Origin of the sequence: Treponema sp., assembly GCF_024696245.1 — a bacterium.
In the GTDB taxonomy this organism is placed as follows: Bacteria; Spirochaetota; Spirochaetia; order Treponematales; family Treponemataceae; genus Treponema_D.
Genome location: NZ_JAILGZ010000077.1, coordinates 1 through 24,035 on the forward strand (window position 1 = coordinate 1; position 24,035 = coordinate 24,035).

Annotated in this window: 19 protein-coding genes; 12 read left to right on the top strand and 7 right to left on the bottom strand. The window is 38.8% G+C overall.

Annotated elements, in window-relative coordinates; genetic code table 11:
* Positions 1-91: 91 nt before the first annotated feature.
* From ileS to K6D58_RS05360, 4 genes are all read left to right on the top strand, one after another.
* Positions 92-3,304, top strand: a complete 3,213-nt coding sequence (gene ileS, locus K6D58_RS05345; protein ID WP_296828382.1) for an isoleucine--tRNA ligase — start codon at positions 92-94, stop codon at positions 3,302-3,304.
* Between the two features lie 69 nt (positions 3,305-3,373).
* Positions 3,374-4,321, top strand: a complete 948-nt coding sequence (locus K6D58_RS05350) for a hypothetical protein (RefSeq protein WP_296828384.1) — start codon at positions 3,374-3,376, stop codon at positions 4,319-4,321.
* A 15-nt stretch (positions 4,322-4,336) separates the two neighbouring features.
* Positions 4,337-5,377 (top strand): uracil phosphoribosyltransferase, encoded by a 1,041-nt coding sequence (locus tag K6D58_RS05355; protein WP_486389754.1) that lies wholly within the window; start codon positions 4,337-4,339, stop codon positions 5,375-5,377.
* A gap of 3 nt (positions 5,378-5,380) precedes the next feature.
* Complete coding sequence (locus K6D58_RS05360; protein ID WP_296828388.1) at positions 5,381-6,058, top strand: tetratricopeptide repeat protein; 678 nt, start codon at positions 5,381-5,383, stop codon at positions 6,056-6,058.
* A gap of 25 nt (positions 6,059-6,083) precedes the next feature.
* Here K6D58_RS05360 and K6D58_RS05365 read toward each other — a convergent pair whose 3' ends face one another.
* Genes K6D58_RS05365 through K6D58_RS05380 form a run of 4 tightly spaced genes read right to left on the bottom strand, consistent with a single transcriptional unit; the run spans position 6,084 to position 13,751 of the window.
* Entirely contained in the window at positions 6,084-7,526 is a 1,443-nt protein-coding gene (locus tag K6D58_RS05365) for a hypothetical protein (protein ID WP_296828389.1), read from the bottom strand.
* Positions 7,516-8,955: a motility associated factor glycosyltransferase family protein gene (locus K6D58_RS05370; RefSeq protein WP_296828391.1), complete on the bottom strand. Its 1,440-nt coding sequence runs from the start codon at positions 8,953-8,955 to the stop codon at positions 7,516-7,518. Before K6D58_RS05370 ends, K6D58_RS05365 begins: the two co-directional genes overlap by 11 nt.
* Entirely contained in the window at positions 8,952-10,442 is a 1,491-nt protein-coding gene (locus K6D58_RS05375) for a 6-hydroxymethylpterin diphosphokinase MptE-like protein (protein ID WP_296828393.1), read from the bottom strand. The genes K6D58_RS05370 and K6D58_RS05375 overlap by 4 nt, the downstream gene beginning before the upstream one ends.
* A 30-nt stretch (positions 10,443-10,472) precedes the next feature.
* Entirely contained in the window at positions 10,473-13,751 is a 3,279-nt protein-coding gene (locus K6D58_RS05380) for a midas domain-containing protein (protein ID WP_296828394.1), read from the bottom strand.
* A gap of 300 nt (positions 13,752-14,051) precedes the next feature.
* On the opposite strand from K6D58_RS05380, the gene K6D58_RS05385 reads away from it, so the two are divergent.
* Both K6D58_RS05385 and K6D58_RS05390 read left to right on the top strand, forming a co-directional pair.
* A complete protein-coding gene (locus K6D58_RS05385) occupies positions 14,052-14,555 on the top strand; it encodes an FtsB family cell division protein (protein ID WP_296828396.1) in 504 nt (167 codons plus the stop codon).
* A complete protein-coding gene (locus tag K6D58_RS05390; RefSeq protein WP_296828398.1) occupies positions 14,536-15,129 on the top strand; it encodes an L-threonylcarbamoyladenylate synthase in 594 nt (197 codons plus the stop codon). The genes K6D58_RS05385 and K6D58_RS05390 overlap by 20 nt, the downstream gene beginning before the upstream one ends.
* Positions 15,130-15,142: 13 nt before the next feature.
* Here the strand turns inward: K6D58_RS05390 and K6D58_RS05395 are convergent, their stop codons facing one another.
* Both K6D58_RS05395 and smpB read right to left on the bottom strand, forming a co-directional pair.
* The gene (locus K6D58_RS05395) at positions 15,143-15,970 is read right to left on the bottom strand and encodes a TP0183 family DNA metabolism protein (protein WP_296828400.1); all 828 of its coding nucleotides are present in this window, start codon (positions 15,968-15,970) and stop codon (positions 15,143-15,145) included.
* Positions 15,970-16,434 carry an SsrA-binding protein SmpB gene (smpB, locus tag K6D58_RS05400; RefSeq protein WP_296828402.1) on the bottom strand — a complete coding sequence of 155 codons (465 nt, stop codon included), beginning with the start codon at positions 16,432-16,434 and terminating at the stop codon, positions 15,970-15,972. The genes K6D58_RS05395 and smpB overlap by 1 nt, the downstream gene beginning before the upstream one ends.
* A gap of 98 nt (positions 16,435-16,532) precedes the next feature.
* Here smpB and K6D58_RS05405 point away from each other — a divergent pair, with 98 nt between their 5' ends.
* The gene (locus K6D58_RS05405; protein WP_296828404.1) at positions 16,533-18,167 is read left to right on the top strand and encodes a PP2C family protein-serine/threonine phosphatase; all 1,635 of its coding nucleotides are present in this window, start codon (positions 16,533-16,535) and stop codon (positions 18,165-18,167) included.
* Positions 18,167-18,568, top strand: coding sequence for an ATP-binding protein (locus tag K6D58_RS05410; RefSeq protein WP_296828406.1), 402 nt, complete (start codon positions 18,167-18,169; stop codon positions 18,566-18,568). Before K6D58_RS05405 ends, K6D58_RS05410 begins: the two co-directional genes overlap by 1 nt.
* Here the strand turns inward: K6D58_RS05410 and K6D58_RS05415 are convergent.
* Positions 18,552-18,854, bottom strand: a complete 303-nt coding sequence (locus K6D58_RS05415) for an STAS domain-containing protein (protein ID WP_296828408.1) — start codon at positions 18,852-18,854, stop codon at positions 18,552-18,554. The two genes, K6D58_RS05410 and K6D58_RS05415, sit on opposite strands and share 17 nt — an antisense overlap.
* Positions 18,855-18,987: 133 nt before the next feature.
* Here K6D58_RS05415 and K6D58_RS05420 point away from each other — a divergent pair, with 133 nt between their 5' ends.
* The 4 genes from K6D58_RS05420 (at position 18,988) to dxs (ending at position 24,033) form a co-directional block, all read left to right on the top strand.
* The gene (locus K6D58_RS05420; RefSeq protein ID WP_296828410.1) at positions 18,988-19,932 is read left to right on the top strand and encodes an SUMF1/EgtB/PvdO family nonheme iron enzyme; all 945 of its coding nucleotides are present in this window, start codon (positions 18,988-18,990) and stop codon (positions 19,930-19,932) included.
* A 43-nt stretch (positions 19,933-19,975) separates the two neighbouring features.
* Positions 19,976-20,671 (top strand): signal peptidase I, encoded by a 696-nt coding sequence (lepB, locus tag K6D58_RS05425; RefSeq protein WP_296828412.1) that lies wholly within the window; start codon positions 19,976-19,978, stop codon positions 20,669-20,671.
* A gap of 15 nt (positions 20,672-20,686) precedes the next feature.
* A complete protein-coding gene (gene hemW, locus K6D58_RS05430; protein ID WP_296828414.1) occupies positions 20,687-21,862 on the top strand; it encodes a radical SAM family heme chaperone HemW in 1,176 nt (391 codons plus the stop codon).
* A 257-nt stretch (positions 21,863-22,119) separates the two neighbouring features.
* On the top strand, positions 22,120-24,033 hold the full coding sequence (gene dxs, locus K6D58_RS05435; protein WP_296828416.1) for a 1-deoxy-D-xylulose-5-phosphate synthase: 1,914 nt from the start codon (positions 22,120-22,122) through the stop codon (positions 24,031-24,033).
* Positions 24,034-24,035 lie beyond the last annotated feature (2 nt).

Sequence of the window (24,035 nt, forward strand, 5' to 3'; positions counted from 1 at the left end):
AAAAGAATAGAATGGGGCATAGTGGACTCATTTCCTCTAAAATGATAAAATCACTGTCGAATTTTATAATAAATCAGAGGAATGAATTTATATGTACAAGTCGGTTGATTCAAAAGCAGATTTCCCAAAGCTTGAAGAAGAAGTTTTAAAATACTGGGAAAAAAATGACACATTTAAGAAGTCAGAAGATCAGAGAAAGGGAGCTCCTGAATTTACATTTTATGATGGTCCTCCATTTGCCACAGGACTTCCACATTTTGGCCATTTAATTCCATCAACTATTAAAGACATTATTCCTCGTTATCAGACAATGAACGGCAAAAGTGTAGAACGCCGTTTTGGATGGGACTGCCACGGTCTCCCTGTAGAAAACCTTATAGAAAAAGAACTTGGTATCAATTCAAAGCATGAGATTGAACAGTACGGAATTGATAAGTTTAATGAAAAATGCCGCGATTCAGTACTCCGCTATACAGCTGAATGGCGTAAAACCGTAACCCGTATGGGCCGCTGGGTTGATTTTGACAATGATTATAAAACCATGAATCCTGATTTTATGGAATCAATCTGGTGGGTAGCTAAGTCTTTGTGGGATAAGGGACTTATTTATGAAGGAAAATACATTCTTCCATATTGTCCACGTTGTTCTACAGTACTTTCTACTCATGAACTTGCCCAGGGATATAAAGAAAAGCAGGATCCTGCCGTAACTATCCGCTTTAAGATTACAGCTTCCGTTCCAGCCCTTAAAGATGATTCTATTGCTGACGGTAATACTTACTTCCTTGCATGGACAACAACTCCATGGACACTTCCTTCAAACCTTGGTCTTTGTATGGGTCCTGAAGTTGACTATGTAAAGATTCTTGATAAGGAATCAGGAGATAAATATATTCTTGCAAGAGCCCGCCTCAGTGCTTATTACAAGGAAGAATCTCAGTATGAAATCCTCTGGGAAAAGAAAGGTGCTGAATTTATCGGTGTTCGTTATGAACCTCTCTTCCCTTATTTTGCAGAACTTTCTGATCCAGCCGTATGTACAGCTAAAACAAACCAGAAGTGCCAGGAAGGTGCTTTCCGCATGTTTAATGCAGACTATGTTTCTACAGAAGACGGTACTGGTATTGTTCATATTGCTCCAGCCTTTGGTGAAGAAGATAACAAGGTATTCCGTGGTACAGGTATTCCAAATGTTGAACCAATTGATGCTGAATGTAAGTTTACAAAAGAAGTAAGTGATTATACAGGACGTTTCGTAAAGGACTGTGATAAGGATATTATGGAACGCCTTAAGAAAGAAGGTAAACTTGTTAAGAGGGATACAGTCCTTCACCAGTATCCACACTGCTGGAGATGTGGTTCACCTCTTATTTACCGTGGTATCGGTTCATGGTTTGTAAAGGTTGCTGATCATCATGAGGCTCTTCTTAAATCAAATTCACAGATTAAATGGCAGCCGGCTCATATTAAGGAAGGTCGCTTTGGTAAATGGCTTGCAGGAAGCCGTGACTGGGCAGTAAGCCGCAACCGTTACTGGGGTAATCCTATTCCTATCTGGAAGTGTGAAGATCCTGAATGCGGACATACCATCTGTGTAGGAAGCCGTGAAGAACTTAAAGAACTTAGTGGTGTATACCTTGATGACCTTCACAAGCAGTTTGCAGATAAGGTTACAATTAAGTGTCCAAAATGTAACAAGACAATGTACCGCATTCCGGAAGTATTTGACTGCTGGTTTGAATCAGGTTCCATGCCTTACGCCCAGCAGCATTATCCTTTTGAAAATAAAGAAAAGTTTGAAAAGAGCTTCCCTGCTGACTTTATCTCTGAAGGTCTTGATCAGACCCGCGGATGGTTCTATACACTTACAATTCTTGCAAGTCATCTTTTTGACAAGCCGGCATTTAAGAACTGTGTTGTTAACGGTATTGTTCTTGCAGAAGATGGTCGTAAGATGTCAAAGAGTCTTCGCAACTATACAGACCCTGTTGATGCAATCAATAAGTTTGGTGCTGATGCAATCAGGCTTTTCCTTATGCACAGTGCAGTAGTACGTGCAGATGAAATCCGTTATTCAGATGAAGGTGTTCGTGATGTAATCAAGAGCATTATTCTTCCTCTCTGGAATTCATACAGCTTCTTTGTACAGTATGCAAATATTGATAAAGTTACTTGTACTGGTCATGAATTTGATTCAAAGCTTCCTGAAAATCCACTGGACAGATGGATTCTTTCTGTAAGCCAGAAGATGATTGCTGACGTAGTAAAGGCAATGGCTGACTATGACCTTAGTGGTGCTATCGATCCAATGCTTAACTTTATTGATCAGATTAACAACTGGTATATCCGCCGTAACCGCCGCCGCTTCTGGAAGTCAGGAAATGATTCAGATAAGCTTGAAGCATACGGTTCTCTTTATTATGCCCTTAAGACCTTCTCACTTGTTGCAGCTCCATTCATTCCTTTCCTTACAGAAACAATGTGGCAGAATCTTAAGACTGCAGAAGACAAGGATTCAGTTCATCTTATGGATTATCCAAAATACAATGAGAAATTCCGTGATGAAGAACTTGAATTTAAGATGGCTACAGTTCAGAAGGCTGTTTCTATGGGACGTTCCCTCCGTAATCAGTTTAACCTTAAGAACCGTCAGCCACTTTCAGAAGTTGCCCTTGTTACCCGTAATCAGCAGGAAAAAGATGTTCTTGAAAGCATGAAGGATACAATTGCAGAAGAACTTAACGTTAAGAATGTTGTATTCCACGATAAGGAAGAAGAACTTGTTGAATACAAGGCAAAGGCTAACTTTAAGGTGCTTGGAAAGATCCTTGGACCAAAAATGAAGGCTGCTGCTGCAAAGATTCTTACACTTTCTGGAAGTGACATTGCTAAAATCGTTAACGGCGATGTAATTGCAATGAACATTGATGGAACAGACGTTGAACTTAATGCAGAAAGTGTAATCGTAGAACGCTTTGAAAAAGAAAACCTTAAGGTTGTTAATGAAGGAACTCTTACAGTGGGTCTTGATACAAAGATTACTGAAGAACTTAAGAAAGAAGGTTATGCCCGTGATGCAGTTCGTGGAATCCAGAACCTTAGAAAGGAAAGTGGATTTGAAGTAACTGACCGGATTAACCTTAAGATTTCAGGTGACTCAAATGTTAAGGGTGCATTTGAAATGTTTAAGGATTTTATTGCCGGGGAAACTCTTTCTTCTACAATTGAATGGACAGACTCCCTTACTGGAACAGAAATTGAAGCAGATGATGCAAAATGGGTTGTTTCAGTAGAGAAAGCCTGATTAATATCTTATAATTAAAGGCAGTGAAGGTTTTTAAACCCAAGCTGCCTTTTTTATGCAGGAAGTAAAGTGAAAAAGAGTTTATTAGTATCATTTTTTTGCAGCCTTATACCGGCTTTGTTTTTTAGCTGTCGTTCTTCAAATATTCAACTTGAAGAAGGATCCATAAGTCCTTTAGCTCTTCTTGATGATCAGTCCAGTATTTACATTAATATTCCGGTGCAACAGCATCAGAAGCTTTTTGCTGATATTTTATGTTCACAGGTTGAGGGACTCGCAGAAAAAGATGCACTTTCACTTGCCGAAAGAACCGGTAACCTTTACGCAGGTCTTGGAACTGTAAAGGACCGCTCCCGTCTGGAGGCTGCAGCTGTTGTAGATATTCCAAAAATGGGAATTAAATCCGTTTTTAAACAGAAGAACGACTGGTTTTCTCAGGAATATAAGTCAAAGGCTGTAGCAGCTTCTCCTTCCTTTATTCTTTATACAAGAAAAGAAAATCCCCTGCAGATTTCCTTCCCTGAAAAACAGATTCTTTGTGTTTCTAAAAATGTAGATACCATGCTTGATAAATATGCTCTTTCTGCATCTTTAACGGATAATGAAATGACACAGTATCTCCTTCAGGACAGCCAGGATATCCTTTTTTACATTACAAGGCCTGGTCAGTATTTAAGGAACATGATTGGAGTTACAGTACAGGGCTCTGATAAAGTATGGGGAAAATTAATTTATATGCCTGATCCTGAACATCCAAAAAAGGATACAGGTAAATATCAGATGGAATTTTACATGCATCTTCAGGATGCAAAAACCATGAAGGCATTTCAGGGACTTATGGCTTTATCCTTTGCCATGAGTGATGGCTCTGTAGAAGAAGTTGACCCCCTTACATTAAAGGTTTCCGGGGTTGAAGTTTCCAGGAAGCAGATTAATGAAATGTTTATAAGAAAGCCTGTTACCGGAACACATTACAAAGTAGTAGGTGATAAGGTTTATGCTGAACCTGACAAATAATCAATGGAGTTAAATATGAGTGACGAAAAAGTAATATTAAAAGCAGAAGACCTTGATGGTTATTTAACTGAAGAAGATCAGAAAGATTTACAGACCCTTGAAGATATGTATTCAAAAACATATCAGTATTTTGCCAGTGAAGACAAGGCTCAGATAATTCAGAGTTTTGATGCCATGGGCCATAAGATGCAGGAAATCTGTGCCAAGCATCCTAATATTAAAGTGTATAGTTTTGAGACAGATTATGGTGCACAGGCAGAAGCCAGCCGTGTTATTTCAAAATTAAGGGATTTAAAAACAGAACATGCAGAATTCCTTTATTACACACAGCGTGCTTTTGAAATGCTTTTCCGTCTTGCCTATACAGACGAGCATTCAGATAAAAAGAATCATATTGTTGTAAAAACTCCGGTTGTAAATCCAGTGCAGAATTATGCCGTACATAAGATTCCTGATATTGACGATAAAATCGAAAATTCAGTTATGTGCGTTATGTTAAGGGGAGCCCTGCTTCCAAGCATGATTATGTCTAAGGAAATCGAAGAATATTCTTCAAAGGGGTATGTTACACCATTTGCTCTCTTTAAGATTTCCCGTGATGATAAAAGACAGGAAACTGACATGCAGTATATCCTTAACCTTAAGAATTCTTTCTTTGATTTAAAGGAACTTGACGGTAAGGATTTAATTTTTGCAGACCCTATGAATGCCACAGGTGGATCCCTTGTTACTGTAGTAAAGTATCTTCAGGAAAAGGGAATTAAGCCTAAGAGCATTAAGTTCTTTAACGTAATTTCTGCATTAAAGGGCAGTATGAGGGTAACCCGTGCCCTTGATAACTGCACCTGTTATACTTTGTGGATGGATCCTGTATTAAACCACAAGGCTTATATTATGCCAGGTCTTGGTGATGCAGGAGACCGTCTTAACGGCTGCGACAGCCATGAAACTCCACGTAATATTATTCAGCTTATTGCTGATTACGGAAGTAATATTGCCGGCCTTTACCGCAGTCAGCTTAGAAAAATTGAACAGACTGTCCTTGGGAGAATCTAACCCATGACTTATAAACTGCTTTGTCTGTCTTTTTCTGCAGCTCTTTTTTCTGTATTTACTTCCTGTACAAGCCTTTCATCTTTGCCTGTTCCTGGTGAAGAAGCTGTCAGGGAGTCAAATATCTGTAAGGAATATTATTCCATAGCAAGTGTATATGAAGAGCAGCAGAATTATAGCAAGGCAGTTACTTATTACAAAATGGCAATGTCGGATTCTTCTTTAAGGAACACAGCTTATTATAAACTTGGCCGCTGTTATGTAATGGCTAAAGATTACGAAAACGGACTGGTAATATATAAGGCACTTTTAAATAAGGATCCGGATAATTCTACACTAAAATCTTCAGTTGCCTATATTTATGCCATGACCGGGGATTATAAAAAAGCTGGGGAAATTTATAAGAGCCTTGCAGAAGAAAATCCCCAGAATGCTGCAATTCAGGCAAATTATATAAATGTGCTTATAGCAATGGAAGATTATTCCCAGGCTGCAGTTGTTTTTAATACATTTAAGGAAACCTTTCCTGACGACAGTAATATAAAGGCTTTTCAAACAAAGCTTGATAGTATTTTCCCACCGGAAGAAGAGGTGGAGGATTCTACTTTATCAGAAGAGGTGGAGGATTCCACTTTATCAGAAGAGGAAGCTGCTGAAGATGCAGGTCAGACTGCTTCTCAATAAAGTGTTTCCCGTCTTTAATATTTAATTAATCTTTTTTAGAAGCAAGATAGTTTCTGTATTTTTCCGAATCAGCTTTAAAGGCAACAATAGGAGAGTCTTCATCTTCGATTGCATGGAAGAGGGACTGTTCACTTTCGTTAAAAAGTCTTTGTCCGGAAATAAGCCTTAATGCCCTTGTAGAAATTCCTATTGAACAGCGAAGGTCCTTATCCTGATTTTTAATTACTGAGTTTATATTTTTAAGCATTTCCTGAGCTTTATTTAAAGCCTGAGGTATGTTTAATTCCTGAATTATGGCAGAACAACCGTCTTCTTTATAATTAAAAACAAGGTCATTGAATTTAACAGCCTGAAGGATTATGCCGCTGATTTTTTTACCACATTCACTGGTCCAGTCAAGGGAAGGTATTCTTATTGTGTAAAGGGCAAGATCCTGTTCACAGGAAGCAGCCCTTATAAGCTCACTGTCAAGTCTTGGTATCATGTAAGATTCCCAGCCAAAACCTGTGTCCGGAGAAAATAATCCTGCAGGTTCCTGAGGAAGTTCTTTTTTATCCTCTTCATCTGAAGCCGGGCTTTCTTCTGTATCAATAAGCTCTTCTTCAAATAAATCCTCTTCTGCATCTTCTTCTTTTTCTTCTTTTTCTTCTTCAGAAATTCTATCAGCAGGAGTTTTTTCTTCAAAAGGATTTTCTTCTTCCCTTGTTTCTTCTTTAATTTCAGGAGGAGTAAAATCAACTTCTTCTTCATTATTGGATATAAGCTTGTTTTCATTAAAAGGATCTTCAATAATTTCTTCCGGAAGATTTTCTGAAGGGCTTTCCGGCTCATTCTTCAAATCAGCATCATCTTTTTCTTTGGCAGAAATTTCCAAATCATCATCTTCTTCTGTATAATCCTGGTCTTCCTGGTAATCTTCCTGAGAAAAATCATCTTCTTCATCAGAATCATATTTTATTTCCTTAGCTTCTGATGTAAGAACCTTGTCTGCAAAGAACATAAGATGGAATACGATAAAAAGGGTAACTATAAAAATAACAATAAAAGCCAGCCTTCCCCTGGTAAATATAACGGAAGGCTTTACGGTATAAACGCTGGCTTCAATAAAAATATCTTTATCCTGGCTGGTTCTTAAAGAATCTCTTTTTAAAATTGTAAAGGATTTTTGTTTTGTTTTTTCATTATCTGAAGGAAAATTTAAGATTTCCTTTCCTTCATAAAAAAGTTTAATGGACTGAAAATTGTTTATAGTACTGGAATTAAGAAAATATCTGTTAAAGGCTCTTGTGCCCGGTTCTTCATTTCTAAGGGTAACACTAAGCTGATGAATAAGGCTGCTGAAATATTCAGGGGATTTACTTCTGCCTTTTTGATTTTCGATATAAAGGGAAGAAACAAAAGCTGTAATTGTAATTATATATATAAGGACTGCTGCTGCTGCAACAAGGATATTTTTTCTAATTTTCATATTTCTGATTATAACGGAGGGAATAAGCAAGTGCAAGTTTTAAAAGTTCTTCCTCCGTCCTGTCTCCATTGTATTTTTTTAACCAGGCACACATAGGGAAAAATATTTTTTTATTTTCCTCCAGTAATTTTTCCGGAATAAAATCAATTTTTTCCTCAGTGCATGATATCTTATTATTATTGAAATCCATTGAAAGCCTCTTGCTTTCTTTTTTAAATCCACAGTTCACAGCCCATTCATTTATTGCCTGTCTGTAATTTTTCATTACTTCAGTTGTCAGGGCATTATTATTTTCATTATCCTTCACAAGTTCTGTTCTGTACATTAAGGACGAGTATTTTGTTTCTGCAGTAGAAAATCTTACAGCTGTTGAATTGTACTGTCTGTCCAGATAAGTTCCACGGGCATAAGCTTTACCCTGAGGATAAGAAAAATCTGCTCCTGCAAAAGTCAGGATTTTAAAGCCGGCCTTATAAGCAAAATCACAACAGGCAGCGGTCACAGTTCCACCTGCTGCATTAATCAACGGAAGGCTTTTTCCTGTAAGGGCAAGGGATAAAGGGTGCCCTCCATTATAAAAGACAGCCTTATGTCCCCGTTGAATCAGGCTTTTGTATATAGCAGGATTTGTTGATAAATCCAGTATAAAAAGAATCTCTTTTCCAGTCTTTTCTTTAAGGGGACAGTTATAAAAATGTTCTGCAGAAACCTTTTGAGCGTCTGAACTTAAAACAATATCTGCAATAATTCCTTCTTCAAGTAAAGTAGAAAAGGCTGTGTCTGCAGCTATTATGGAGGCACTGTCCTTTTTTTCTTTTATATAATCAATTGCCTTTTCAAGTCCTGGACCTGCAGCACAAATAAGTGCTTCTTCCTTATCTGCCTGGTAATTCCAGCTGACAGCATTTTTAAAATTAACAATGATATTATGCTGCCAGATTTTTCCAAAGTGACTTTGAACTGAAAAGTCACCACTTATTTTTTTTAATGCCCTGTGTACTTCTTCATTTATTTTTTCTGTAAGGGCAGGGTTTTCATTCTGCCAGGACCTTAAAGAAGTAAAAGTAAAGTTATTATAGGAAATAGGAAAATAATTTTTAAGAACAGCCTCTTCAATATCATCAGGGGTAATAAACCTGACGCTGGGATTTGTGCTGCATTCTTTTGTATCCTTAAAGTTAAGGCAGTAAGAAAGACTTTCCCTGTCAGCTTCTATTGCAAGAATAAAGGAAGAAGGAAATTGTTTTAAAAGGGCCTTTATATGCATCCCGTTTCCAATTCCTCCAATAACAAAAAATCCATTCTTTTGATTTTGAGCAAAGTTTTCTGCTTCTAAAGAGGGATTATATTTTGAATTCATTGGTCTTTTACTTATAAAGAGGGGAATCTCTTCGCCGGTTTTTGCAGTAATAAAGGAATCGTAAATCAAGTTTTTAATCCTTTTTCAAAGGTTGCCTGTATTTCCTTTGCAAAGTTTTCCATTTCCTGACGGATTTTTTTACCAAGAGTTTCCCTGTCTTCCGGTTGAGAACGTTCAAAAAGAATTTCTTCATTAGGCAGAACGCTTTTTATCCATTCAATATCGTCAAGATTTTTCCAGGTTTCTTCCATGAGCATTTTAATTCTGTCGTTTTTTATGATTTCATGGGTAAGGTAAAGGGTTGTTGGTTTTGTCAGGATTCCAGTGGGAATATGCTGTTTAAATATCTTCCAGTCTACATCGGGAATCTGTCCAAGATTATTTTTATAATCATAGTTGTCACTTAAACGGAAAACCCTGTGAAAGAAATTATTACTTGCAAACCATGCCCGGTAAATATCCAGTGCCGGCGAGTTAAAGGTAGATGGTGTAATACGGGTTTCCTGAGTTCTTAGTCTTGTGTCGTGAATGCAGTCATTAATTTCAAGTTCGTTAGGCTGGGTGTGGCTGAATCCTTTAGAAACACTAAGATCCAGACCGCAGAAAAATACCTCACCGCTGGTAATGCTTAAGGCAAAGTCTGCTGCAGTACCGCTGACAGTTCCGTTACGTATAGCTTTAACATTAATGTAGTTACATTTGTCTATAAGTTTTTCTCCAACTCCGTCGCCATAAGCCACAGGAACAATAGTATGTTCGTTAAGAATCTCTCCGTAACAGGCTCCTTCAAGAGGAAGAACCAGAGGAATGTTGTGGCGTTTTAAGCCGAACTCAAGATGAAGCTTAGCCCAGTAACCGCCGTCTGTAGAAATACAAACATCTGGAATTATATCTGCATCAATTAATGGAGACAGGGCAGAAGAAACAGCAACAAGAAAATACTGTTCCCTGTACTGCTTTAAAAAAGGAATTGAAGACTTAAGGCTTGGACCGGAAGCACAGACAATTACAGGAGAATTGCCTTTAAGGATGTATGCGTTATATTTTGAAAAGAGACAGAAGCGCAGGGTATTTTTAGTCCATCTTTTTGCAAAATATCTTCTGGTATTAAGAATTGATTTTGTTTTTATTACAGCCTTTTTAATTTCTTCCCAGACTGCATTGTTTTCTTCTTTAAATGCATTCTGAGCTCCAGGCCATGACCAGAAGAAGCAGGCGATAATTCCTTCATCTCCCATATAATTAAAGATATCAGTGTTAAGGCTTTTTGTTTTTGAAAAATAGAAAACTTTATCCCAAAGTGAATCAGAGTCTGCAAAATCATCGCATAATCTTACACAGCAAAGTTTTGAATCAGGATAAAGTTCCCTAAAATAATTTACACAATATGAAATGCCAGGTTCTACAACAAGAACAAATTTAGGTTTGAATTTACATATTGAATTTTTTACATATCGTTCTGCTTCTTTAGATGGTTCATATGCAGAATGAAGAGGAAAATTATTTATTTTACAGGTTTTCTCACCGTTGCCTGCCTGGAAGAATTCAACTGCCATACCTTAAAATAACTTTCCTCTTTAATCCTATTATGCTAATCCAAGTTCCTTGAAAAGTTTTTTATATGTTTCAAACTGTTCTGACTGAGCAAACTCTGTGATTTTTTCTTCAGGCAGACTTTCAAGAAGCTGATCCATATAAGAAAGTACAGATTTTATTTCTTCTTTCATTCCTTCAGGAATATCATTAGCTGAAGAAGCATCATTTTTATTTTCTACATCTGCTTCTTCAACTTCTACAGCCTGAGTTTCTTCATTGCTGTCGTCTGAATCTGAATCATCACTTCTGGAATCCCACTGATCAAATACCTGATTTACAGGATCTTCACTAATGCCTTTTTCCAGTTCTTCGTCTTCTTCTTCCTTAAAGAGTTCGATTGGTTTAGAAAGAGATTCAATTGAAGGAGAAAGATCATCATCTTCTGTTTCTTCTTCAGGTGCGTCTACTTCTCCAAGTCCTGGCTGGTCTACTGTAACAAGATCAGATAAGTCATCTTCCTGTACGGCAGGTGCTGCACTTTCATCTTCTTCTTCGATAAGATCTGATGAAGAAGCTTCTACAATAAGATCATCAACTTTTGGTACAGAAATTTCTTCCTGACTTTCTGAATCAGCTTGTGTATCATCCTGACTTTCATCAAATACAGGTTCTTCAAGCTTTTCATTGTCAAAGTTCATGGAAAGATTTTCTTCATTTTCTGTATCATCCTGGCTCTCATTGTCAGTAACTGCTTCTTCCGGAGGGGTAAGCTCTGCTGTGTTAAGGATATTGTTAAGTTCTTCACCACTTAAAGCGATAGTGTCATCTTCGTCATTGTCAGAGAAGAAGCCTGAATTATCTTCCTTGCTGTCTCCCGGAAGAGGAATATCAACATCAGAAAGTGACTCCTCTGCTGTATGACTTACAGCAGCCGGCTCTGCATTTTTAAGTTCTTCAAATTCAGTCTTAAGACTTGAAATCTCTGATTTAAGGCTTGCAATCTGTGATGCAATGTCTTTAAGGAGACTGTTTGCATCAAAATCTGAAGAAGCATTCTCTTTTACAGGAGAAGGAGCTTTTGCTTCTGCTGCAGGAGCAGGAGTAACTGTATCCTGAACTTCATTGTCTTCTGTAATGAACTGTTCTTTAATGAAAACGCTGTAAACTTTCTTTTCATCATTTTCATCATTTTCATCATTTTCATCATCTGGAATTGAAACTTCACTCATTTGCTCTTCGACTTCCTTATCCTGAGATTCAAGAGATGCTGCCTCTTCTTCAAATGTATCTGGTATAGTTTTTTCACTTTCTGTAACAGCTGCAGATTCAAAAGAAAGAGCAGGGAAGCTTTCTTCTGCCTGTGCATTTAATGTTGAATCAATGTCGTCTTCTTCATTACTGCTTACATCAACGTTTACTTCTTCAGTTTCTGTAGAAGTGTCTTTGCTTTCTTCAAAACCTTCTGAAGTAAAGATGTCTTCTGCTGCGTCTGTGAGGGATGGTTCCTGAAAGGAATAGCTCCCGTCATCACTGCTTTCTGCTGAATCAGCTGTTTCTTCTGTAACAGGATTTTCCTCAAGAACAGGTTCTTCTGCAAAGCTCTCTTCAGAAAGTGAACTTTCTTCTTCTGGAATATCCGTAACGGTATCTGCAATTGTATCTTCGACAGCAGGACTTTCTTCAGCAAAAGAATTATCTTCAAGAACAGGTTCTTCTGTAAGTGTATTTTCAGAAGAGTCATCCTGTACTGCAGGTTCATCAAGGAAAGAAGTATCAATGTCACTTATATCAAATGAGTCTTCCTTGCTGTCTTCATTTTCTACAGGTATATCTGTTGAAGCATCTTCTTCCGGAACTTCAATTGAAGCAACATCAAGACCAGATACATCTGCTTCTGAAACATCATCTGATACTGCTTCTTCTTCTACGGAAGTTTCGTCAAAAGATGGTGTATCTTCAATAGCTCCAGTTTCTTCAAGTACAGGGCTTTCATCTGCAAGAGTGCTTTCTGCAACTGGTGTTTCGTCTACTACAAGATCTTCAAAGTTAAAGTCATCCTGAGTTTCTTCTGCAGCAAACTGATTTTCTTCAAATACAGGTTCATCAAGATCAAAGGTTTCTTCTGATTCTGCAGTAAGGTTTTCTCCCCTGTCTGAAATATCAGTATCAGCAAAAGGATTTTCTTCTGTTTCTGTATTTTCTTCTGTTATTACAGGATTTTCAAAAGAGTCAGTGTTAAAGCTGTCATCACTACCGCTTACATCGCTTTCATCCTGGAATACAGCCATTTCACTGTCATCATCTGATGGAAGGCTTGATTCTGTAACAGGGGTTTCTTCGATTACCGGATTTTCTTCTGCTGCAGGGCTTTCTGTTAAAGCAGGACTTTCCTCTCCAAAGTCAACGCCGTCAAGAAGACTGTCTACATCAAAGTCATCATCAGGAGCGGACATTGGTGCATCTTCTTTTGTTGCAGAAGGAGTATCACTTTCTATAACTGTATCAACTGTAATTTCATCTTCTTCATCTGAAGCAGTTTCTGCAATTGCAGGTGTTTCACTGTCAGAATCAGTTTCTACATTCATTTCAAAATCAACAGGACCTTCTTCTTTCTTTTCTTCGATTTTATCAGCCTGGGTACCTGCATCATCATCATTGAACCCAAATTCAGAAAGATCTACGCTTTCTCCTGAATCAGATTTCTTTTCTTCTGAAGGACTGTCGTCGCCAAAACCAAATTCAGAAAGGTCAACGCTTTCTCCCTGGTCAGAAGACTGGCTTTTATTATCATCTCCAAAGAGTGCATCAAAGTCATCATTTGCAAATTCTTCAGAAGCTTCTTCCTGAGGAATGTCAGCAAATTTTTCTTCATCAGGGGTATCATCAAAGCTTAAGTCAATATCAAGGGCTTCTTCGTTTTCTGTTGTTTCAGCAGCTTTTTCTTCTTCTGCTTCTGTTTCAAAACCACCGTCAAGGAAGTCATCAAGGGAAACTTCTCCTGAATCATTTGCTGCAGGAGGCTGGCTTTCTTCTGCTGCCTGAGGTGCAGGGGAAAGGTCTTCGTTAGGATCTGTAAAGTCCCCGTCCATAAATGCATCCAGGGATATTTCTTCTTCACCTGAAGTTGAGTTTGTATCAGCAGAACCGGCCGCTTCTGTTTCCTGTTCCATAGTAGACTGAGCAGCCTTATCAAGGAATGAAAGGTCATTCAGTTCGTCAGGAAGGTCATTTATATTTTCTGTATCGACGCCATCATCAGCTGGAGCTGAGTTTTTAATCCAGACGCCGTATTCGTCAAGTTCAGTTTTTTTATCTGATGATTCGTTCATAAATTTATCCCCTTTGCTCTTTTGAATCCGAAATAATCCGGTACATCATATTTAGTTTCGGCATTCTCTTTTAAAATCTTAATGTCTAAGTTTTAAAATCTCCTTACTTACCGGATATTCAAAAAAACTAAGATTCTTCTATTTTACCACAAGTATTTTAAATTTTCCAATGAAGAATTAAAGTCTTCTATAAATGTTGTTTTATGTGGATTTTTTACCCCTCTTTTTAAATAATCTTCTGGTGAATAAAAAAATAAAACAATTCATTAAATAAAAAAGCCTGCCGATAATCTGAGCATAATGAAAAGGTTAAGATTTCTGACTGCTGCTTTTGCAGGTACACTCTGCTATGTCATAATTTCCGTTACAGCCGGAAGATATGGTATGTGGGCTCTGGACCAGCTTGAAGAGCAAAAACGAATACTCAGTGTACACGAAGCATCTGTGGAAAAAATCTATAATGAATTATCCATGGAAAAAAATGCTTTGCTTAATGACTCCAGTGTCATTGCAGCCTATGCCAGACGTCTTGGCTATGTCAGCGATGGAGAAATACTTGTTAAGATAAGGGGTCTTTCCTCTTACCAGAATAAGATTCAGGATCCCGGCTACACTGTAGAAGAGGGTGAAATTCACTATATTTCAGAAAAAAGCTGTAAAGCCATAGGGGTTTTAATATTTGCCCTGCTTTATACGGTTCTTCTTCTTAATGATTTTGCCCATGGAAGAATATATCTGCCTTCAAAACGACAGAAACTAACGGTTTTAAATGGAGCTGCAGTATATGATTTGCCGCAAAACTGATTCAGATTCAATAGAAAAAAGTTCAGATGTATTAAAAAAGGGGGGAGTTCTTATCCTTCCTACAGATACTGTTTATGGTTTTTCCGGAATTGTAGACCTTAAAGGAAGGCCTGAGTTTAAAAGCGACAGCCGTATCCGCAGTATAAAGGGCAGGGAAGAAAACAAGCCCCTTATTCAGCTTATAGCAAAGCCGGAAGATTTAAGTATATACACAGATGTAAAGCTTCCTTCAGGGCTTTTATCAGCCTGGCCCGGCCCCCTTACCGTAATTGTAGATATAAAGAAAGATTCTCCTTTTGCCTTTACCTGTCAGACTGTGGCTTTCCGCTGTCCTGGGGATGAATGGCTGAGGAAAGTAATAGAAAAATGCGGGGCTCCGGTTTATTCTACCAGTGTAAACAGAAGCGGCTGTCCTGTTCTTACCGAAGAAAGGAAAATCATTGCTGAATTTGAAGGGGAATGTGACCTTATTGTTCTTGCAGGAGATACAGGGAATTCCCTTCCTTCAACAATAGTAAGGCTTCAAAGTGACGGTTCTTATTCATTAATCCGTCAGGGTGCCGTAAAAGTCTAAAAATTAAGCTTATTTATTTTCTTCTCTGCCAGATAACCTTAACAATACCTTCTGCAACTCCACCAGGTGAATCTTCGTCTTCTACAAGGGTATTTTTTTCTCCCTGAAGTTTTCCATCAGGGGTAAGGGTCAGCTTCCATTCTACAGGTGGGGCTGAGGCTGCATTTTTAAGGGCTGTTGCTCTGGGAAGTTCAGGAAAATATGAGGCATTGCTTCTTCCTGTCTGCTTTATATGAACGTTTTTATCTTCTATTTCTACGGAAACATTCATAATTGCGCCGTTTTTATAGATGATAACTCCCTTTCCGCTTCTTAAAATCAGGATTTTATCAATAAAGTCTTCTCCGGCCCAGGTTCCTGACAGGTTTTCAATGTCAGTATGAGCTTTCTGTACAGGGGCGGTTTCCTTTTGAACCTGAGGGGTTTCCTGAACGGCTTTTCCTGCAAGGTTAGAAAGGAGGTTTTCTAAAGAAGGCTTGGCATCCAGAAGAATCATGTAATAGGAATCATATTTTTTTGTGGAAGTTACGGCTTTTTTGCTGTCTCCCTTAAGGGCATTAAGGGTACAAATCCATCCACCTTCCGGAGCTTCCTGTATTTCTGCATAAAAGGCTATGTTTGAGCCTGCCTTATCAGGGCTGTAGTGGTCTTTTCTGTGGTCTATAACAACATAACCGTCAATTGTCTGAAACTGGGAATAAAAATGATCCGTTGTCATCTGAATCATTCCTGTATCCTGAGATGAAGATTCAGTAGCGTAAAAATCAACATTCTGGGCTGCATGAAGGGAACATGCCGTCAGAAAGAGAAAAATAAACTGCTGAATATTCCTGATTTTCACTATCCGTTTAATCCGTTCTTGAATTCTCTTGCAATGTCCCGCTTAACGTCCCTGTCTTTAATATCGGCACGTTTATCATAAAGCTTCTTTCCTTTGCAGACACCAAGATTTACCTTTACACGGCCGTTTTTAAGGTAAACATCAAGGGGAATTAAGGTATAGCCTTTTTCTTCTACCTTACGCCTTAATCTCTTGATTTCTTCCTTATGAAGGAGAAGCTTCTTTTTTCTTTCTGGATTATGGTTAAATATGGATGAATATGAATACTCTGCAATATTAAAATTCTGAAGCCAGACTTCGTTGTTTTCTATAAGGGCAAAACTGTCAGGAAAAGATATACTTCCATTTTTAACGGACTTTACTTCTGTTCCTTCAAGAGCAATTCCGCATTCAATTGAGTCATCTATGGAATAGTTGAATCTTGCCTTTCTGTTTTCAGCTATGATTTTCTTACCTTCAGACATATACATTAATTATATTGAATAAAAATCATGAAGTCTACTGTTTTGAATTCCGGAGAAAAATGGAAATTCAAAAACTTCTGTCTTATACTTAAAAAGTAATGGCCGAGAATACAAAGTTACGGTTCAGGTTTTCTCCTGCCAGTTTATCAGTAAAACTTCCTCTTTATCTGGTACTTTTTTGTCTTATAATCAATATTGTAAATGGTACCCTGGGTTACAGGATATTTAAAAGCCTTTTTGAAAAGCAGTACAAGGACATTACGGAACAGATTGCAGCTACAGCCCTTTCTTACATAGACCGGGAAAAGCTTCAGGACTATGCCTGCGGCTGGAATCCGGATCAGGCCTGGGAGGAAAGCAACAGAAGGCTTGATGAACTTACCGTAACTGCAGAACTTGCCTATATTTACGTAACAATTCCGGATAAGGAATATAATTCCAGGGTTTATATTTTTGATACTGTAAATCCCCAGATCAGGGGTGCTAAAAAAATAGAATGCGGTCACGTAAGTTCCCTTAAAAAATATGATGCTGAATATATTGCCAGCCTTAAAAAAGTAATGGAAAAAGGCCAGCCTTATATCCGTTATGTTTATAAGGAAACCGGCGGTCATGTTACTACATCAATTCCGGTGTGCTCATCTTCCGGAGAAGTTATTGCAATAATGAGTGTTGTAAAGCCTATGAGTGAATTAAGGTCCTTTAAGGAGGACTATATAAGGTTTGTAGCCGTTAATTCCCTTATGCTTACAGCCGGATTTATAGTTATTTTCCTTATAGTTCTTCTTGTAAGGGTTATTCATCCAATAAAAATAATTACAAGGGAAACCTCTCAGTTTGCAAGACAGGGGGGGAAGCTTTCTGAAAGTATCAAGAAGATAAAGGGCCATAGTGAACTGGCTGTTCTTGCCCGTTCAGTAGAAAAAATGAGTGTGGACATGAACAACTACATCGACGTACTTACAAAAACTACGGCAGAAAAAGAAAGGCTTTCTGCAGAAATAGATGTAGCCCGTCAGATTCAGGCTAATATGCTGCCAAGAATATTTCCACCTTATGCTGCTCATCCGGAACTGGAACTTTATGCCATTATGGAGCCGGCAAAAGAGGTAGGGGGAGATTTTTACGACTTCTTTGTAATAGATGATGACCATTTTGCAGTTCTTGTAGGTGATGTCAGCGGAAAAGGTGTTCCTGCAGCCCTTTTTATGGTAATTGCAAAGACCCTTCTTAAAAATGTAGCAATGCAGTCTTATTCTCCTGCTGAGGTTTTTGAAAAAGTTAATGCCCAGCTTTGTGAAGGAAACGATGCCCTGGTTTTTGTTACCTGCTGGATGGGTATCTTTACCTTAAGCAAGGGAAGCCTGGAATTTGCCAATGCCGGTCATACAAAACCTGTTATCAGACGGGGAGATGATTTTTCTTTTCTGGAATCCAGTCCAGATTTAATGCTTGCCGTAAACGAAAAAGTTAAATACAGAAATAACAGGGTAGATTTTAAACCTGGAGACAGGCTTTTCCTTTATACGGACGGAGTTACTGAAGCAGAAAACAGCAGTCAGCAGCTTTATGGAGAAGAAAGGCTTCTGGAATACCTGAGGGCAATTCACAAGGATTCTCCCCGGGAACTTCTTGAAGCCCTGCGCAGCAACATTGAGGAATTTTCCGGCGATGCCCCCCAGTTTGATGACATTACCATGCTGGAATTTTCCATTAAGAAAAGGCAGGGCTGATGGGAAAAAAGTTATTTAAGGCTCGTATAGACGATATGCAGTCTGTTTATGATTTTGTTCATACCTATATTTCTTCTGAGGCTAACAGCAGCGAAGTTAATAAACTGGATCTTGCTGTTGAAGAAATATTTGTAAACATAGCCCATTATGCCTATTTATCTGATGGTGGTGATGTGGAAGTAGACTGCGTTACTGATGAAGAAGGTTTTCTCTGTGTTACTTTTACAGATTCAGGAAGGGCTTATGATCCTTTATTAAGGGAAGACCCTGATATCACCCTGTCAGTAGAAGAAAGGGCTATAGGGGGCCTGGGAATATTCCTTACCAAACAGTTTATGGATGAGGTAAATTATCAGTATCTGGATGGTAAGAATGTATTAAAAATCAGGAAACGATTGTAAGGATTCCATCCATTCCTGTAGCTGCAAAAACCTGCCTGCAGAATTCAGAAGGCTTTTTTACAGACATTTTTTTACCTGCAGCGGTCATTATTTTAAGAAGTAGAAGAACAACCCTTAAGCCTGCACTGGAAATATAGCTTACGTCTTCAAGATTGAGTATAAGCTGATTACACTGGTCTGCCATTCCCCTTAGAATAAGTTCTGCCTCCGGAGCTGTAACTGTATCCAGACGGCCGGAAACAAGGGCTTCTATGGTGTCATCTTCAATATTTTGTGTAATTTTCATAAAAACTCCTTCATATATATTCTGAGGCATTTTTTTGTAAAATCAACTTTTTTTAAGCTTAAGGCAGGCAAAATGGTATTCAGCCTAAAACGTGATATAATTTAAGGTAAGATTTGTTAATTGAGAGGATTGTATGAGGTGTAAAAACTGCGGTAGTGAAATTCTGGATTCATTCAGGTTCTGTCCGTCCTGCGGTCAGAATGTAGAAGAACAGATACTTAATCAGAATCTTGCAGATATTATTAAAGGCCAGCAGAATTCTTCAGAATCTTCTCATGGAGAAAGATATCTTAATTCCGGAGAGGACAATCCTGCTGTAAGAAGTGACATAATTCCTAAAATGATTCTTATTGAAGGGGGCTCTTTTGTAATGGGCCAGTCTGAATTTCAGAGAAATGTTCTTTTAAATACTTTTTATATGTCCGAAACTCCAGTAACCCAGAAGCAGTACCAGGCTGTTACTTCTTCCAATCCTTCAAAGCTTAAGGGGGCAGACCGTCCTGTAGAAAGCGTAAACTGGTGTGAAGCCCTTATCTTCTGCAATCTTTTAAGTATGTCCCAGGGCCTGGTTCCCTGTTATTCTTTGGGAATGACAACAGACCTTTTGTCCTGTAAAACAACAGACCCCCTCTGGAAAAGGGTAAGCTGTAATTTTGCCGCATCAGGATACCGGCTTCCTACAGAAGCTGAGTGGGAATATGCTGCCAGGGGTGGTAAAAATCACAATCCTTCTCAGTTCTCAGGCAGTGATGATATAAACAAGGTTGCCTGGTATGGAGAAAACAGTGATGTTCATACTCATGCAGTATCTTCTAAAAAATCCAACAGTCTTGGCCTTTATGATATGTGCGGTAACGTTGCTGAATGGTGCTGGGATTATATGGAAGAACTTCCCCTTATGACCATGACAAATCCATGCGGACCTGATTCCGGTAACTGCCACGTAAAAAGAGGGGGAAGCTGGCTTGATGACATGCAGCAGTGTACCGTTTATTTTAGAAGCGGCTCTGCACCTGCAGGAAAAAGTTCTACACTGGGATTCAGGCTGTGCAGGAGTTTTATTGAAGGTATAATGTAATCCTGATTGTTTTTAGCTCATTTATCTGTTATTATGGACAATCATGAAACAGAATATCTATGATTACTCATTTGAAATGAGCCGTCAGCGTAAACATAATATTACGGTAGCCCTTATACTTTCCATATCAGTTTTTATATTTCTTAATATTGTAGTAACTTTTTTTATTTTTCCTGTTCTTGTACGTTCAGATTCAATGTCAGATGAAATTACTTCCGGAAGTGTTGTTTTTGTTACGCCTTTAAGCCGCAGTCCTAAGAGGGGTGATGTGGTACTTGTAAAAAGGCTTGATGGAAGAAAGCTTTCTGCAGGAGAAAAGTTCCTTAATCTTGGATTCAGGTTTTTTACAGCCCAGACTTTTGCACCTTTTGGTCATTCAGACCGGGCTACAGGTAAAGAAAGTATCCGCCGTATACTGGCCCTGCCTGGGGATACTATTTACATGAAGGATTATGTTCTTTATGTAAAGCCTGCAGGAGAAAGCCAGTTCCTTAGTGAATTTGAAGTTTCCGAAAGTAAATACAGCATTTTAAGTTTTTCCATTCCTGCTGAATGGGACTGTATTGGTTCAAATCCCCAGATGGAAGAAACAACTCTTGGAGAAAACGAATATTTTGTTCTTGCAGACAACAGGGTAGAAGCTGTTGATTCCAGAAGCTATGGTCCCGTAAAAGGTGAACTTATAGGCGGCAAGGTTATTCTTGAATATTTTCCCCTTAATAAGTTTAAGCTGTTTTAATTAAGGTAAAACTTCATGAAGGATGCCCTTCTTTATATTCATATTCCCTTTTGTCTTGCCAAGTGTGATTACTGTGATTTTTTTAGTATTCCCTCTTCTCAAAAGACTGTAGATTCACCCTATATTGATGCTTTAATAAAGGAAGTTTCCTTCTGGAAAAAGAAGTTTTCCCTTAATTCATGGAAAACCCTTTATATTGGAGGGGGAACCCCAAGTCTTATGTCTCCGCTTCTTACGGAAAAACTTTTAACTTCCATACTAAAGGCTTCTTCCAGTCTTCCTCAAGAAATTACAATAGAAGTAAATCCTGAAACCCTTACAAAAGAAAAACTTTTATGCTACAGGCAGCTGGGAATAAACCGTATCAGTATGGGAGTTCAGTCCCTTAATGACGGGGCTCTAAAAGCATGCGGCAGGCATTGTACTTCTTCTCATATTCACAATGCCTTAAATCTTCTTGATAAATACTGGCAGTCTTCCTTAAATCTTGACCTTATTGCTGGTCTGGAAGGACAGTCTGATCAGGAATTTGCTCAGTCCGCAGAAGAAACAGCTTCCTTTGGCAGTGACCATATGTCCCTTTACACCCTTACTTTAGAAGAAGAAACTCCCATGTATAAAAACACTCATCAGGGCAGGGATTTTGACTATGACAGGGCTGATTCCCAGTGGTTTACCGGCAGGGAAATCTTAGAAAAGCATGGTCTTGAGCAGTATGAGGTTTCTAATTTTGCAAAAAAGGGCCGTGAAAGCATTCACAACATGGGTTACTGGACTCAGCAGGATTATGCGGGAGCCGGTTGTAGTGCCTGTGGTACTTTTTATGATGGAGGAGGCCTTCGCTGGACTGTTAAGCGCAATATTGAAGATTATATTAAATACTGGCATGACTATGATGAAAGTAAAGATATGGACTTTAAGCTTCCTTCTGTTTGTGACAGTGAAATCCTTGACAAAGAGACAGTCGAGTTTGAATACCTGATGATGGGCTTAAGGACTGTTTTTGGTCTTAGTGAAAAAGAATACTTAAAGCGTTTTGCAGACCTTTCGCCCTGGCATGGAAATCTTAAAGAGAGGCTTGCTCAGGTAAAAGATATAAAAGTAAGGGAACAGAAAGGGGACAGGTACTTTTATCTGGATAAAGATGGGCTTTTATTTTTAAATAGTGTCCTTGAAACCCTTATGAATTGAAATTTACCCTTGACGTAAAAAGGAAAATTCCGCATAATAAGTGAACTTATTAATAGTAAGGAGTACTATCGTGCCTTGTGGAAAGAAAAGAAAGCGCGCAAAGATAGCGACACATAAGCGTAAGAAGAAGCTTAGAAGAAATCGTCATAAGAGTAAGTAGTCATACTGCTTTCTCGGTCTGACTTTTTCTAAAAGGACCGCGGTTTTTTAATTTAACTGCGGTCTTTTTTTTACTCTTTTCGGGAGGCGCGTGAGCCGTGATTCTTCAGACAATCAAATCACCCCAGGATTTAAAGCAGCTGGATGAGGATAAGCTTCCTCTTCTTGCTTCACAAATGAGGGATTCAATAATTTCTACAGTATCTGAGAACGGCGGACATCTTGCCAGTAATCTGGGTGTTGTTGAACTTACCATAGCCCTTCACAGGGTTTTTAACAGCCCTGATGATGCAATAGTCTGGGACGTCAGCCATCAGTGTTATCCTCACAAAATGCTTACAGGCCGTTACGGTCAGTTTTCTTCAATTCGTAAAGAAGGGGGAATCTCAGGTTTTACCAGAATTAAGGAAAGTCCCCATGATTATTTTGATGCAGGCCATGCTTCTTCATCAATTTCTTCTGCCCTGGGCCTGCTTGCTGCCTGGAAGCTTCAGGGGCGTAATGACAAGGTAATTGCCGTAATAGGAGACGGGGCCCTTACCGGAGGAATGGCCTTTGAAGCTTTAAGTCATGCCGGCCAGCTTTGTCAGAACCTTATAGTTGTTGTAAATGACAATCAGATGTCCATAAGTCCTAATACAGGAGCCCTTTCAAGATACCTGTCCCGCCTTACTACAGGGGCTGCCTATCAGAAAATCCGCCGCAGACTGGATCATATAATTGACCGGATTCCATATTTTAACCGCCATATTGGAAAAGTAATTTACAGAATGAAAAGAGCCCTTAAGGGACTGCTTTTATCAAATAATCTATTTGTAGATCTCGGTTTTGAATACGCAGGTCCCCTTGATGGTCATAATATAAAGGAACTGGAAAATACATTTAAGAGAATTAAAAAGATTCCCCGGCCTGTTGTAGTTCATGTTGTTACTAAAAAAGGAAAGGGCTATTCCCCTGCAGAAAATAATCCTTCTGCCTTTCATGGAATAGGTCCCTTTAATATCAGTGACGGTTCAGTAGAAAAATTTAATGCCCTAAGCTTTACGGAAGCCTTCAGCCGCATAATTGTTTCCATGGGAGAAAAGGACAGCCGTATCTGTGCCATTACTGCAGCTATGTCAAAGGGGACGGGGCTGGATACTTTTTCAAGAAAGTTCCCGGAGCGTTTTTTTGACGTAGGAATTGCAGAAGAGCATGCCGTAACATTTGCCGGTGGTCTTGCAGCAGGAGGGCTGATTCCTTTTGTTGCCATTTATTCCACCTTTATGCAGCGCTCAGTAGACCAGGTAATTGAAGACATTGCCCTGCAAAACAGACATGCCGTTATTGTAATGGACAGGGCAGGTGCTGTTCCTGGAGACGGAGAAACTCATCAGGGAATATTTGACATTTCACTTTTACGCTGTATTCCTGACCTGGACTTTCTTACGGTTGTAAGCGGCAGGGATATGGAACTTTGTCTTGATTATGCTGTTAATGTATGTAAAGGTCCTGTCTGTCTCAGATGGAGTAAGAATTCCTGTCCTTCAGAAATAGAAGAGTTTTCTCAGCCTGTAGTAAGGGGCAGGGGTATACTGGTTCCTGCAGAAAAAATATCTCCTTCCCTTGAAGCTTCCCTGGAAGATGCAGACAAAGATGGCCGCAGGATTCTTCTTGTGACAACTGGCAGCATGTACGGAGAAACTCTTGTTGCCGCAAGAAATCTTCTTATGAAGGGGTATTTATGCAGTATTTACGTGCTGCGCTTTATAAAGCCTTTTGATACTGAATATTTTACTTCCATAGCCAGAGATTATAATGCAGCTGTAATAATAGAAGACGGAATACGTATTGGAAGTTTTGCTGAATATCTTGATATGTATATCCATAAAACTTCAGCTTTGAGCAGTATTAAAACTCAGGTTCTGGCTTTTCCGGATGAATTTCTTTCCAATGGAGAAAGGGATTATATTCTCGAAGAAGCTGGTTTATCTCCTGAATGTATTGTTAATGCAGCAGAAAAGCTGTTTTAAAA